Genomic DNA, 14,146 nt, shown 5'->3' with positions numbered 1-14,146 from the left:
GGCGGAGATCGGCAACCGCCGCAGCACGACGTAGGGTGGTCGGCTCCACCCGACACCGCGATCCGCCTGCACCTTGAGCGCCTGCTTCGCGTTTGCCGGGCATTTAGCCCGGCTCACCCCACGCGTTCAACGCACGCACGATCGGGCGCACAGCCTCTATAACCAGCCGGCTTTTTTGAAGCGGCGATACATATAGCCCGACACGCCGGCCATCAGGCCGAGGGCCGTCGGGTAACCGTAGTGCCACTTCAGTTCCGGCATGAATTCGAAGTTCATCCCCCACACGCCGGCAAACGCCGTAAACACCGCGAAGATAGCGGCATAGGCAGCGAGCTTCTTGTTGATGTCGTTTTCCTCGATCGAGACCATCGACAGCGTCACCTGGATCGCGGTGGCGATGGTGTCGCGGATGGTATCGAGGCGGCCGGCGATGCGCAGCAGGTGGTCGTGGATATCGCGGAAGTAGTCCTGGGTGTCAATCGCCAGTTGCGGCACACGTCCGCCGTGCAGGCGGCCGACAGCATCCATCAGCGGGATCACGGCGTGGCGCAGCACCAGGGTGTTGCGCTTGAGGTCATACAGGCGCTCGATGTTGTCGCGCTGGTTGCCCTGGCCGCCGAAGATGCGGTCCTCGATCGATTCGAGATCGGATTCGAGCTTGTCGACGACGGGGAAGTAGCGGTCGACGACGGCGTCCATCAGCGCGTACAGCACGAAGCCCGAACCCATCCTCAAGAGGTGCGGCTGGCGCTCGGCACGGGCCCGCACGCCGAGGAAACCCTGGGCGGAGTCGCGCCGCACCGACAACACGTAATTCAGGCCGGCGAAAATCGCCACCTCGCCGGAGCAGAGCTCGTCCCCGTTCAGGTTCACGGTATGCACGACCGTGAACACCGAGTCGCCATATTCCTCGAGCTTGGGCCGCTGGTGGCCGCGCGAGGCGTCTTCCACGGCCAGTTCATGCAGGTCGAATTCGTGCTGCATCTCGGCCAGCTCGGCCGGCTCAGGGTCGCGCAGCGCGACCCAGACGAAGCAGTCGGGTTGTTTCAGGTATTCGCTGATATCCTCGACCGGGATATCGGACAGTTTCTTGCCTTCCTGGTAGGCGACGCAGTTGATCAGCATGTGGTTCGGTGGATGGGTCGGCGGCGATGCGAGAGCTTACACCATTCACCGGGCCTCTTCCGCCTTCGCGTGTCTACATCCGCCGGTTGAACGCGTGCGATCACGTAGGGTGGGCGCCCCGTGCCCACGCCGTTGCGTCGTTTGATCGTCGACGTGTCTTCCGGCAAAACCTTGATGACGAGAACATAGCGGCGAGGCGTCGGCGAGCCGTCGTGGCATGGTTCATATGACCGCGTGGGCACAGGGCGCCCACCCTACGGGATCAGCACTACGCCAGGGCCGCCCCCTACTCCGCCCCTTCGATGCCCAGTTCGACGATCTTGCGCGTGATCGTGTTGCGGCCGATCCCCAGGCGCATGGCGGCGTCGTGCTTGCGGCCGTGCGTGTGCTTCAGTGCCGTCTTGATCAGGGCCGATTCGAACTGCTTGCCGAGCGTGTCCATCACTTCGAACTGGCCGGCGCTGAGCATGCTGGCCGCCTGCAGTTCCAGCAACCCGATCCAGCCGTCCGGCGAGGGCGGCACCGACAGGGATACCGGCGCGCCTTCCGCCGGCGTGGATGCGGCCAATGCCGCGGCCACCGGCGGCGCCTGCGTCAGGTCGCGCGGCAGGTCCTTGACCTCGACCGTCTGGCCGGGCGCCATCACGGTAATCCAGTTGCACAGGTTTTCCAGCTGGCGCACGTTGCCCGGCAATTCCAGGCCGCTGAGGAAACGCATCGCGGCCTCGCTCATGCGCTTCGGTTCGACGCCCAATTGGTGTGCGCTCTGCACCAGGAAGTGGCGTACCAGCAGCGGGATGTCTTCCACCCGCTCGCGCAGGCTGGGCAGGCGCAGGCGGATCACGTTCAGGCGGTGATACAGGTCTTCGCGGAACAGGCCGTCGCGCACGCGCTGCTCCAGGTTCTGGTGGGTGGCGGCGATCACGCGCACGTTGGCTTTCACCGGCTGGTGCCCGCCGACGCGGTAGAAGTGGCCGTCCGAGAGCACGCGCAGAAGGCGCGTCTGCAAATCGAAAGGCATGTCGCCGATTTCATCGAGGAACAGGGTACCGTCCTCGGCCTGCTCGAAGCGGCCGCGCCGCATGGCTTGCGCGCCCGTGAAGGCCCCGCGTTCGTGGCCGAACAGTTCCGACTCCAGCAAATCCTTCGGGATGGCGGCCGTGTTCAGGGCGATGAAAGGCTGCCGCGCACGGGGGCTGTGCTTGTGCAGGGCGCGTGCGACGAGCTCCTTGCCAGTGCCCGATTCGCCCGTGATCAAGACCGTCACGTTCGATTGCGACAGGCGGCCGATCGCGCGGAAGACTTCCTGCATGGCCGGCGCCAGGCCGAGTATCTCGGGCGTCTCGGCAGGCGCCGCTTCCACGCTCGCCTCGCGCAGGCTTTCCTCGAGGGCGCGGCGGATCAGGGCGACGGCCTTGTCGATGTCGAAGGGCTTCGCCAGGTAATCGAAAGCCCCGCCCTGGAAGGACGCGACGGCCGAATCGAGGTCGGAAAAGGCGGTGATGATGATGACCGGCAGGCCGGGATGCCTCTCCTTGACCGCCTGCAGCAAGTCGATGCCGGATTCGCCCGGCATGCGGATATCCGACACGAGCACCTGCGGCGTCTCGTGCTCGAAGGCGGCCAGGGCCTCGCGCGCATTGGCGAAGCTGCGCGTGGACAGGCTCTCGCGTGCCAGTGCTTTTTCCAGCACCCAGCGAATCGATGCGTCGTCGTCGACAATCCAGATTGGTTTCATGTGCTTCCTGCTTTCCGCCCTGCCCGCCGGTCATTCGGAATGCCATGCGGGCTGTGATTCATCGTGGACCCGGCGGACCCGCCCGCCTCAATGCAGCGGCAGGAGTATCCGGAAATCCGTCAGTCCAGGCCGGCTTTCGCACTCGATCATCCCAAGGTGCTGCTGCACGAAGGTTTGCGCCAGGGTCAAGCCCAGGCCGCTGCCGCCATCCCTGCCCGACACCAGCGGGTAGAAGATACGGTCGCGGATTTCGGGTGCGATGCCCGGTCCATTGTCAATGATATGCAAGTCTAATGCCAGCCCGTAGCGGACCTTGGCCAGCGTCACCTGGCGGGCGACGCGCGTGCGCAGCACGATCTCGGCATCGCCAGCTGCGATGCGCGTGCCCAGGGCCTGGGCGGCGTTGTGGACGATGTTCAGGACGGCCTGGATCAGCTGCTCCTTGTCGCCGCGGAACTCGGGGATGGAGGCATCGTAATCGCGCCGGATGGCCAGGCCGTTGGGGAATTCGGCCAGCACCAGACTACGCACGCGCTCGCACACTTCGTGGATGTTGACGTCGCCGACGATGTGGGGCTTCCTGTGCGGGGCCAGCAGGCGGTCGACCAGGGTCTGCAGGCGGTCGGCTTCCTTGATGATGACCTGGGTGTATTCCTTCAGCTCGGCCAGGTGCAGCGGCGGCAGTTCCAGCTCGAGCAACTGGGCCGCGCCACGGATGCCGCCCAACGGATTCTTGATCTCGTGCGCCAGGTTGCGGATGAGTTCCTTGTTGGCCTGGCTCTGGTCGAGGAAGCGCTCCTCGCGATCGAGTTTCAACTGCTGGACGTTCTCGCGCAGTTCGATCAGCACCTCGCCGTTGTCCAGGCTACTGGCGATGCTGTGCACGTGGAGGGTTTCGCGCCCGGGGCGCTCGAGCGCCAGGTCCTGGCGCAGGTCGGCATACTGGTGGGCGCGGGTCTGGCCGCAGAGGGCAGCGAGCTCGTCGCCGTTGGAGAACAGCGCCGCCAGGGTCTGGCGCGAGAGCGACTTGAGCGAGGCGTCGAGCATGTTCTCGGCCGCCGGGTTGGCGTAGCGCACGCGGTCGTGGGCATCGACCAGCAGCACGCTCGAGGCCAGCAGCTCGAGGCCGGCGAACCCGGAGGCTGGCTGTGTCGATGGCGGGCCCGGCTGCGGGGCCTGGGCCGCGCTGTCGGGTTCCGTCATCGGATGTTGGCGATTTCGCGCCGCAGCGCCTCGATGTTGCGCTCGGTGCGGCTGATGTCGTCGCGCATCTGGACGACGCGCTCACGGTACTTGACGAAGTTGCGCTCGTTGCCCTGGCGCTCGGGTTCGCCATTGTTGAAGGACTGCTTCAGGTCGGCCAGCTTCTTCTCTTCGGCGCGCAGTTCCTCGGTGAGGATGCCGCGGCGATCGTCGTCGCAGGCGCGCTGCTGCGAGCTGTCGACCCGGGGAAGTTGGTCGGGCTCGATGCGGCGGCAGCCGGCGCCGGGCTGGTCGGGCGTGCCGAGGGAATCATGGGCGAGGCCGCCACCGGACGCGGCAATGCCGGGCCGGTATCGAGCAGCTCGCAATTGCCTTTTTTCGTGTCCGTGTACAGCTTGTTTCCGCTCGCATCGGTGCAACGGTAGACCTGGGCCTGGGCCGGGAACTGCAGCGCGAGCACGCCTGCTAGCAGCGCGGCGCCATGGCGAAAACCAAACGTTATCATTCGCATCGGTAAAAGCGGCACGCAGGGCGTGCAAGGTGGAGTTGAGCCCGAATATACCGCATCCACATAAAAACGCGGGGAAAGCCAATGGCCCTCCCCGCGTTTGTTACCTGTGCTTACAGCTTCTGATGCCGTATTGCAACAGTGGAGCTATCTGCTTACGACGAGTAGTACATGTCGAATTCGGCCGGGTGCGGCGTCATGCGCATGCGCTGCACTTCCTGCATCTTCAGGTCGATGTAGGCGTCGATCATGCTGTCGCTGAAGACGCCGCCGCGGATCAGGAACTCGCGGTCCGCGTTCAGGGCGTCGAGCGCTTCTTCCAGCGAGGCGCAGACGGTCGGGATCAGCTTGTCTTCTTCCGGCGGCAGGTGGTACAGGTCTTTCGACGCCGCTTCGCCCGGGTGGATCTTGTTCTGGATACCGTCCAGGCCCGCCATCAGCAGCGCGGCGAAGCACAGGTAGACGTTGGCCAGCGGGTCCGGGAAGCGCACTTCGATGCGGCGGCCCTTCGGGTTGGCCACGTGCGGAATGCGGATCGAGGCCGAGCGGTTACGGGCCGAGTAGGCCAGCTTCACCGGGGCTTCGTAGCCCGGCACCAGGCGCTTGTACGAGTTGGTGCCCGGGTTGGTGATCGCGTTCAGGGCCTTGGCGTGCTTGATGATGCCGCCGATGTAGAACAGGGCCGTTTCCGACAGGCCGGCATAGCCGTCGCCCGCGAACAGGTTCTTGCCTTCCTTCCAGATCGACTGGTGCACGTGCATGCCCGAGCCATTGTCGCCGGCCATCGGTTTCGGCATGAAGGTGGCGGTCTTGCCGTAGCTGTGGGCGACGTTCCAGATCACGTACTTCATGTTCTGGGTCCAGTCGGCGCGCTCGACCAGGGTCGAGAAGCGGGTGCCGATTTCGTTCTGGCCGGCGCCGGCCACTTCGTGGTGGTGCACTTCGACCGGGATGCCGAGCGATTCGAGGATCAGGCACATTTCCGAACGCATGTCCTGGAAGCTATCGACCGGCGGGACCGGGAAGTAGCCGCCCTTCACGCCTGGACGATGGCCGCTGTTGCCGCCTTCGATCTTGGCGTCGGTCGACCAGGAGGCTTCTTCGGAATCGATCTTCACGAAGCAGCCCGACATGTCGACTTTCCAGCGGATGCCGTCGAAGATGAAGAATTCAGGTTCCGGACCGAAGAAGGCGGTGTCGCCCAGGCCGGTGGACTTCAGGTAGGCTTCGGCGCGCTTGGCGATCGAGCGCGGGTCGCGGTCGTAGCCCTTGCCGTCCGACGGTTCGATCACGTCGCACTGCATGAACAGGGTGGTCTCTTCCATGAACGGGTCGAGGTTGGCGGTGTTCGGGTCCGGCATCAGGATCATGTCCGATGCCTCGATGCCCTTCCAGCCGGCGATCGAGGAACCGTCGAACGCGTGGCCCGACTCGAATTTGTCGAGGTCGAAGTGCGACACAGGAACGGTGACGTGCTGCTCTTTACCACGGGTATCCGCGAAGCGGAAATCAACGAACTTGACTTCGTTGTCCTTCACCATCTGCATCACATCTGCGGCGGTCTTTGCCATGCGTTTCTCCTAATTAAAATGGTGTGTCGCGCAGCGAGGGCGCTGTCCCGTCAGCCGGTGCGACAATCTTGCAAGGAACTAATGCAGGAACCATGCCAGCTTCCCTGTCATGAACAAATGCGCATTCGTTCTTTGGCAACCCGAGAGTTTAACCATAAAATCTCCGACGACAGGCCTTGCGGCAAGCGTGCGGGCAATTGGTGCGCGGCGCACCATCATGGTGCATTTTATCCTTATTGCACCATGATGGTGCAAAACGCACTTTTTCGGCAAGGCTGGCGCCATCCTGGTGCAGTCGAATTAATCAAAGGGAATAATGATGAGCACGACCGAAGACATCCTCGCCAGTGCGCGCACCCGCGCGCCGGGCCAGCCCTACGCCGGTGCCGTCACGCCGCGCGAGGCGTTCACGCTGCTGCAAAGCGATCCGAAGGTGAAGATCGTCGACGTGCGCACGAATGCCGAACGCGACTGGGTTGGACGCGTCGCCTCGGTTTCCGAGGCGCAGCACGTGGCCGTGCAATGGGCCACCTACCCGGGCGGCCAGCCGAATCCGCAGTTCAGCGAGCAGCTGGGGCAGGTGGCGGGCAAGGACGAGGTATTGCTGTTCCTGTGCCGCTCGGGCGTGCGCTCGCGCCACAGCGCACGGGTGGCCACGGAGCTTGGCTATGCGCAGTCCTACGACATCCTGGAGGGTTTCGAGGGCGACCGCGATGCAGAGGGGCATCGCAAGACGATTGGCGGCTGGTGCAAGGCTGGCCTGCCCTGGATCGGAGCGTAGGGTAGGCGGCTCCATCGCGCCCGATGCGTTGCGCCACTGCACGCGCCGCCTACGCGTTCAACCCACGGCGGCTCATTCGCGCTGCCGTTCGGGCCATTCGTTCGAGCCCTTCGTTCAAGCGCGTTGGGGCTGATCGCGCGGGTTTGAACGCGTAGGCGGCGCAGGCGCCGCGTCTGCGGAAGTGTTGCGGGTGGAGCCGCCTACCCTACGGCGTGCAGCATGTAGCGGCGTACATCGAACGACCTATTGCCGCCCTGGCAGCCGTCCATCTACCCGGTTATGGCATCACCATCACCTGCAAGCCCGACGCGGTGCCCGGCGCGCGGTACACACGCTGGGTCGCCTTGACGAAATCTTCCGGCTTCGCCTTCGGGATGTGGGTAAACGTCTGCGGGTTCAGGTCCACCAGCGGGAACCACGAACTCTGCACCTGCACCATGATGCGGTGGCCGCGGCGGAAGGTGTGGTTGACCTGGCCGATGTCGAAATCCAGCGCCTCGACCTTGCCCGGCGTGAATGGTTGCGGCTTGGCGAACCCGTTACGGAACTTGCCGCGCAGCGGGTTGCCGCGCACCAGCTGCTGGAAACCGCCCAGCGCCAGCGCGGGCACGCCCGGGTCGGCACCGTGGGCTCCAGCGGGCGCCTCCGGGTAGGACGCCGGATAGACGTCGATCAGCTTCACCACCCAGTCGGCGTCCGTGCCCGTGGTCGAGACGAACAGTTTCGGCGTCACTCCTCCGACGATCGTCACGTCCTCCTCCAGCACTTCGCTCTGGTAGACCAGCACGTCGGGCCGCTTGGCGGCGAAACGCTGGTCCGAGACCATGTATTCCTGCGGCACGCCGGTGGCTGGATAGGCAATATAGGGCACCGGCTTTTTCGGGTCGGCCACGTATTCGTCGAAAGCGGTGCCAGCTGCCGCGGGCTGCGTCCAGCCCAGCTTGCCGTCGGCACCGAAGTACAGCGTGCGTGGCTTGGCCTGCACCGGCGGCCAGGCCGTGTAGCGGCGCCAGACGTTGCTGCCGGTCTCGAAGGCCGTGACCTCGGCGACCGGGTTCGCCGGCTTGACGCCTTTCAGGTGCTGTTCGAAAAACGGGAACTGCAACTCGCGGCGGAAGTACTCCGAGGTCTTGCTGTCGAAACTGACGTGTCCGAGGCGTGCGCCCTCCCCACGCGCCCAGCCGCCGTGCACCCAGGGTCCCATCACCAGGCCATTGGTCGTGCCTGGGTTGAGCTTTTCGATGGAAGCATAGGTCGTGAACGGACCCTGCGGGTCTTCCGCGTCAAACCAGCCGCCAACGGTCAGCACCGCCGGCTTGACGTTCTTCAGGCGCGGACCGATGGCGCGTGAGGTCCAGAACTCGTCATAGGTGTCATGCTCGATGGTGGGCACGAGGAGCAGACGCTGTTCGTCCGTCATGGTGCCGAGGATGTTCGACAGCGTCAGGTGCTTGAGAAAGAAATCGTACGCATCGGTGTCGCCGTAGTCGAAACTGTCGCGCGTTTTCGGCAGCGGCGTCGGATTCGGGCGCGAGGTGAAGGCGGCGTAGAAATCGAAGTTCGCAGCCAGCATGAAGGCGCCGCCGTGGTAGGAATCGTCGCCCATGTAGAGGTCGGTGACCGGCGCCTGCGGCGAGGCCGCCTTGATGGCCGGGTGCGAGTCGATGATGCTGGCGGAGGTATAGAAGCCGGGATAACTGATGCCGTGGATGCCGACCTTGCCGTTGTTGTTCGGCACGTGCTTGAGCAGCCATTCGACGGTGTCGTACATGTCGCGGCTTTCCTCGCCTTCGCCGGCGGCCAGCTTGGCTTTACCGTGCGGCGTCATCTCCTGCCACTTCCCTTCCGACATGTAGCGCCCGCGCACGTCCTGCTTGACGAAGATATAGCCGGCATCTTCCAGCTCGCGCGAAGGGCCGATGGACTCCGGGAACCAGTCGACACCGTAGTGCAGCTCGCCCTGTGCAAACACGCCGGCGCTGTAGGGCGTGCGCGTCATCAGGAAGGGATACGGACGCGAGGCATCCTTGGGCACATAGACGGTGGTGAACAGCTTGACGCCGTCGCGCATCGGGATCTGGTATTCGTGCTTGGTGTAGGTCTCGCGCAGGTTGCGCTTTTGAGCGGGCGCATCCGCCGCCCCGTCCGTCGAGGTGGCGGCCTGGGCGCCGGGAGTGGCGCCGAAGGCAAAGGCCAGGCTGAGTGCCAGGAGGGAGAGAGGACGGCGGATCATAATTTCCTTAAAGACAAATCACACGGCCTGCCAGTGTAATCTCATCCGCAGGAAATTGTTATCCGCCGAAGTCGCCCGGTCCGGCCGCCGCCGGTGCCGATGCGCGCAGCCGCTGGCGCACGATGTTGATATGGCCGCGCAGGCCGTACAGGCCATCGGCATAGGCCAGCGGAATCGAGATGTGGTTTACGCGTTCCTCGATGTCGTCCAGGCGGTGCAAGAGATCCTCGCGTACGATCTCGCGGCGCGCCTCTTCCGCTTCCGGCTGCACGGCCTCCCAGGCCTGCTCCACCGCGCGCAATTCGCCGTACCAGCGATACACGCGCGAACGCACGCGCCACACGTACAGCGGCGGCACGATTTTCGAGAGCGGTATCACCAGGGCGGCCAGCGCCACCACCACGACCCACAGGCGCTCGAACAGATTCGCCAGCCAGAAGCGCATGTAGCGCTGCAGCAGCGGCGGGCCGTCGCGGTAGTATTTCGCCGCTTCCTCCGACACGGGAATCTCGGTAAATTTCGGCGAGGGGAACTGGCCCTGCTGCTGGAACCAGCCGGCGCCGCCGTGGATCTCGCCGGCCGCCTTGACAAACAGGTCGACCAGGGCCGGATGCAGGTCTTCCCGCGCCACCAGGGTGGCCGTGGGCGCGATCAGGTGGTAGTCCTGGGACGGAATGTCGCGGCCCAGGTCGACGATCCCGCGCGGCAGCGTTACGTGGGTGAGGAAAGGCAGGCGCCGCGTATAGGCTTCGGCCTGGGAAAAGTTGAACAGGCGGATGCCGGGCGTTTGCAGCAGCATCTGGATCAGCGGCGCTTCCGGCGCCGAACTGAACACGAGTCCGTCGATGCGCCCGGCCAGCAGTTCGACCGTGGCCGGCGTGTTCTCGAGCGCGCCGATGGTCAGTTCGTTCGGCTCGACGCCGTTCACGGCCAGCACCTGGCGGAACAGGGTCGGCACGCCGGTACCCTCCGGCCCGAGGTTGATGCGCTTGCCGCGCAGGCCGGTGAGACTGGTGGCCTTGACCTCGCTGCGCAGGAACAGCCAGACGGGTTCCGTGAACAGGCTGCCCAGGGATACCAGGCCGAGCTGGCCCGCCTGCTCTTCGCTGGTGGAACCGCTTTGCACGAACGCGATGTCGGCTTCGCCACGCTGCAGGCGTAGCAGGTTTTCCTGGGAGCCCAGCGAGGGCTGCAGCACGACCTTGATCTCGTCGCTCTTGAGTTCCTTGGCATAGCGGGCGCCAAAGGCTTCGTAGGCGCTGTTTTCCTGGCCGCTTGCCAGGCGCACGATGCGCGGCGGGGCCGGGTCGACAACCAGGTAGGCGATGAAGCAGGCCAGCGCGACCAGGACGACGGTCGGCCCCGCCGCGACGATCAGGTCGCGCAGCGAAACCAGGCTGAAGCTGCGAATTGTCGATACGGCGCGCCGGCTTGCGCTGCGCGCCCTTTCTCCGGGACTCATCCAGCCATTATAAGGCCAGGCCCCGGCTGCTCATCCGTTTGGGCAAGCAGGCCGGCGACGGACGGGTCAGCGCACGCACTGGCGCTGCGCGGCCACGCTGCCCTGTGGCGGTTCGATCATCGGCATCAGGCTCGGCGCCAGCGTTGTGAGCAGCTGCACCGGCAAGGCGCTGGTGAAGTCGTAGTTCTCCGACTGCGGTCCGTGCACATAGGCCGTCATGCTGCCGAAGAAGCGCTCGCCGATGTTGAAGACGAACGTGGCCGAACGGTTCACGTAGCGCGATTCGATCAGGCGCCCGCCTCTAGCATACACGTCGAAGCGCTGGTCGCCGGTACCGGTCTTGCCGCCCACCGCGATGACATTGCCGTCCGATTGCGTGAAGGCGGTCTTGACGCGCTTGGCCGTACCTTCCGACACCACGCCGCGGATGGCAGTGGCCACCGCGCGCGCCACTTCCGGCGCCAGCACGACTTCGTTCTCCACTTTCGGTGCGCGCTTGACCAGGGTTTCGTAAGGCGTGGCCTTGGCAAAGTGCAGCGAGTCGATGCGCTCGACGGGTTTGCGTACGCCGCCGTTGACGATGATGCCCATCAGTTCGGCCAGGGCCGCCGGCCGGTCGGCCGAGGCGCCCAGCGTGGTGGCGTAGGACGGCACCAGCGAATCGAAGGGATAGCCCATCTTCTTCCACTGGGCATGGATCTTGAGGAAGGCTTCGACTTCGATCAGGCCGGCGATGCGCTTGTCCTGGGCGTTCTTGCGGCTGGTCTTGAACAGCCACGAATAGACTTCCTGGCGCTCGCGCACGCTGGCCGCGACCACTTCGCTCCAGCCGGCTTTCGGGTGGGTCTGCAGGTAGCCGACCAGCCACAGTTCCAGCGGGTGGGTCGAGGCGACATAACCGCGGTCGGCCAGCGACATGTTGGCCGGCGCATACTGCTCGTACATCCTGGCGATGCGCTCTTCGTCGACCTCGTTGCTCGGCAGCGAACGGTCGATGAAGGCGCCGAACTGGGCCAGCGTGGCCTTCGGCGCGATCGTCAGGTAGGCCGCGGCCAGCTTCGAGGCGGCCGGGCGCACGCCGGCAAAGAGCAGCGCCTGCGCTTCGTCCGGGGTCTTGCCCTTGTACTTGTTCCAGAACTTCGCCAGGAAGGTCTTGCCCTCGCTGTCGGCGAAGCGCGCCAGGTACTCGGCGCGGCGCGGATCGTTGGCGTCGGCCAGCAGGGCGGCCGAGGAACCGGGCAGCTGGAACATGTAGTAGCGCACGACGTCGCGCATCATGCGCACGAAGACCAGGTTGGTCGACTGCTGCAGCGCGTGCTGCACGGTCATGATCTTCGAATTGTCGAGCTTGCTGAAGTTGCCGAAGTAATGCAGGCCGCCGCCGGTAAAGAAGCCTTCACCAGGGTTGGCCGAGTACTTGCGCTCCATCGCCGCCGCCAGCATGGGCGTCAAGCCACGGTCGGCATTCGCCGGCAGCGCCAGGAAGTATTCCACCGCCCACTGGCTCAGGCGATCCTTCGGGTCGATGCGCGCTTCGCGCAGCGCCTTCGGGTCCATCGGCTCGTAGCGGCGGTGCAGCTGGTCGACGATGTCGAGGTAGGTGACGAGCGTGCGCAGCTTGGCCGTCGAACCGAGGTCGAGCTTGGCCTGCTCGTTGATGTCGAGGGGCTGGTCGTAGTTGTCGGTCTGGACGCGCAGGTAGTTGACGTTGTCGCCCCGCTCCATCAGGGTAAAGCTGTAGACCACCTGGGCCGGGTCGCCGTTGCCGAGCAGGCCCTTGCCGGTCAGGCCGGCCGCTGCGGCCGCCTCGGGCGTGGTCAGCTGGCGCAGCGTGGCGGTCACCGCCTGCTGGGCCTGGGCATCGAGGGTGGAAACCACCGACATGTCGAGGCGGTCGAGGTTGTACAGGCGCGGCTCGCCCAGCAGGTAGCCGAGGTGGTTGCGCACGGCGTTCGAGGCCTTGCGCGACACGAAGGCGTTCGGCTCGGGTGCGGCCACGCCGGAATGCAGCGAGGGCTGCAGCTTGACGGCGAGGGCCGCGTCGCGCAACTGCGGCGTGATCACGCCGGCCTGGGCCAGCACGCGCAGGTGGCTGTTCGTGAGCGTTTCGAGGTCTTCCTTGCCGGCGCCGAGGTAGTAGGCAGGACGGCGCTGCGCGATCATCAGCGACAGCGCTTCCTTGTAGATGAGCACCGCTTCGGAATTGTCCATGCGGCCCTTCAGGGCGGCACTGACCTTGGCGAAATCGCGGCCGTACCAGACCCACATGCCGTCGCCGATGCCGTTCACTTCGCCGTAGCCGAGCTTGGCCGACAGCGGCACCGTATTCAGGTAGTCGAGCACGATCTGGCGGCGTGCGCCAGTGGTGTCTTCGCCATCCTGGTAGGCGCGCAGCGTGGCCGAGGCCATTTGCACGAGCTTGTCCGACAGCGAGGCGGTACGCCCTTCCGGCGAATGGCGGTATTTTTCGATTTGCGTGGCCAGCGTGGAACCGCCGGCAACGCGCCCGCCGCTGCCGACGCCGACGGCGTGCAGGGTTTTGTCGAACACGGCTTTCGAGAAGCGGTCCCATTCGACGGCCGGGTTGCGTTTCGGGTAGGCCGGGTCGAGCAGCTCGCGGTTCTCGATGAACAGCAGGCTTTGCACCAGCAGTTGCGGGGTGTCGTCGAAGCGCTCGTAGAAGCGTTCCGGGAAGCGCGAGCCGAACAGCGGCTGGCTGCGGCAGTCGAGGATCTCGAGGCCGGTACGGGTCTTTTCGCGGTAGGTCGCGAAGATGCCGCGGTCGGCCAGCTGCACCATTTTCGGCGACATGCGCGCTTGCGCTTCGATGACGTAGTCGCGCGACTGCAGCCTGGTGAGAAACGCCGGGAGATGCGAGTAGCCAAGGCGGGCATCGTAGGGGCTCTCGGACGGGAAGCGGATCGCGTCGCTCGCGCCCTTGTGCATGCGATAGTGCACGTCCTTCATCATGCCGGCGAACAGCTTCGCCTGCAGCGTGGAGGTGCGGGTCTCGTAGACGGCGTAGGCCGAACCGGCCGCGACGACGACCAGCAGCAGGCCGAACAGGACGCGCTTGCCGCGGCCCTTGCCGGCAGGCGGCTCGCCTTCGTGTTCGGGTCCGGCGCCATCGCCTGGCGGAGCCTCGGCGGAGTTCGCGCCTGCGTCGGAGACGAGCGACAGGTGCGGATAGGTGTCGTACAGGGGCGCGTCCCGCGCGGTCGCTGCCATGGCGAGGGCGGGCGCGGCGCTGCCGTCGGCGCGCGTGCGCAGGTTGCGCATGGCGCTGAATACGTTACGTGGCCGTTTGAAACGGCGGGTGCTTTCCATGATGGCTTAACCGGTTTGAATCGTCATTCCTACGAGGGCCTCGGGCAACCTGCTGGCGGTTTCCGAATGCCCCATCCTGTCAACCTGCTCGCCATCCGTACTACTGGTCTGTTCGAGTGATCGAGGTCGTTGTTGGTTCACGTGGCTGGCGCTAAAAATCGCGATGAAAATGCGCCGCGCCCAAGCCATCATTCCACC

General features: G+C 65.3%; 9 protein-coding genes. 1 reads left to right on the top strand and 8 read right to left on the bottom strand.

The genetic code is table 11. The annotated features are described in order from the left end of the window. Positions 1–156 precede the first annotated feature (156 nt). From corA to glnA, 5 genes are all read right to left on the bottom strand, one after another. Positions 157–1,125 (bottom strand): magnesium/cobalt transporter CorA, encoded by a 969-nt coding sequence (corA, locus tag G4G31_RS09750; protein WP_182991257.1) that lies wholly within the window; start codon positions 1,123–1,125, stop codon positions 157–159. Positions 1,126–1,411: 286 nt separating this feature from the next. Further along, on the bottom strand, positions 1,412–2,863 hold the full coding sequence (gene ntrC, locus G4G31_RS09745; protein WP_182991256.1) for a nitrogen regulation protein NR(I): 1,452 nt from the start codon (positions 2,861–2,863) through the stop codon (positions 1,412–1,414). Between the two features lie 87 nt (positions 2,864–2,950). After that, on the bottom strand, positions 2,951–4,066 hold the full coding sequence (gene glnL / locus G4G31_RS09740; RefSeq protein WP_182991255.1) for a nitrogen regulation protein NR(II): 1,116 nt from the start codon (positions 4,064–4,066) through the stop codon (positions 2,951–2,953). Positions 4,067–4,214: 148 nt separating this feature from the next. Next, positions 4,215–4,571, bottom strand: a complete 357-nt coding sequence (locus G4G31_RS29020) for a DUF4124 domain-containing protein (RefSeq protein ID WP_374011288.1) — start codon at positions 4,569–4,571, stop codon at positions 4,215–4,217. A gap of 158 nt (positions 4,572–4,729) precedes the next feature. Beyond that, entirely contained in the window at positions 4,730–6,145 is a 1,416-nt protein-coding gene (gene glnA, locus G4G31_RS09730) for a type I glutamate--ammonia ligase (protein WP_182991254.1), read from the bottom strand. 319 nt (positions 6,146–6,464) lie between these two features. On the opposite strand from glnA, the gene G4G31_RS09725 reads away from it, so the two are divergent. Then, complete coding sequence (locus tag G4G31_RS09725) at positions 6,465–6,926, top strand: rhodanese-like domain-containing protein (RefSeq protein WP_182991253.1); 462 nt, start codon at positions 6,465–6,467, stop codon at positions 6,924–6,926. A gap of 277 nt (positions 6,927–7,203) precedes the next feature. On the opposite strand, the gene G4G31_RS09720 is transcribed toward G4G31_RS09725, so the two are convergent. The 3 genes from G4G31_RS09720 to G4G31_RS09710 all read right to left on the bottom strand — a co-directional run bounded on the left by G4G31_RS09720 (position 7,204) and on the right by G4G31_RS09710 (position 13,948). Beyond that, the gene (locus G4G31_RS09720; RefSeq protein ID WP_182991252.1) at positions 7,204–9,159 is read right to left on the bottom strand and encodes a CocE/NonD family hydrolase; all 1,956 of its coding nucleotides are present in this window, start codon (positions 9,157–9,159) and stop codon (positions 7,204–7,206) included. A gap of 58 nt (positions 9,160–9,217) precedes the next feature. Then, entirely contained in the window at positions 9,218–10,621 is a 1,404-nt protein-coding gene (locus tag G4G31_RS09715; protein WP_182991251.1) for a TAXI family TRAP transporter solute-binding subunit, read from the bottom strand. A 66-nt stretch (positions 10,622–10,687) separates the two neighbouring features. Beyond that, positions 10,688–13,948: a transglycosylase domain-containing protein gene (locus G4G31_RS09710; RefSeq protein ID WP_182991250.1), complete on the bottom strand. Its 3,261-nt coding sequence runs from the start codon at positions 13,946–13,948 to the stop codon at positions 10,688–10,690. Positions 13,949–14,146: the final 198 nt, after the last annotated feature.

The sequence above is a fragment of the Massilia sp. Se16.2.3 genome, assembly GCF_014171595.1.
Classification (GTDB): Bacteria; Pseudomonadota; Gammaproteobacteria; order Burkholderiales; family Burkholderiaceae_D; genus Telluria.
This window is presented reverse-complemented; position numbering and strand designations above follow the sequence as displayed.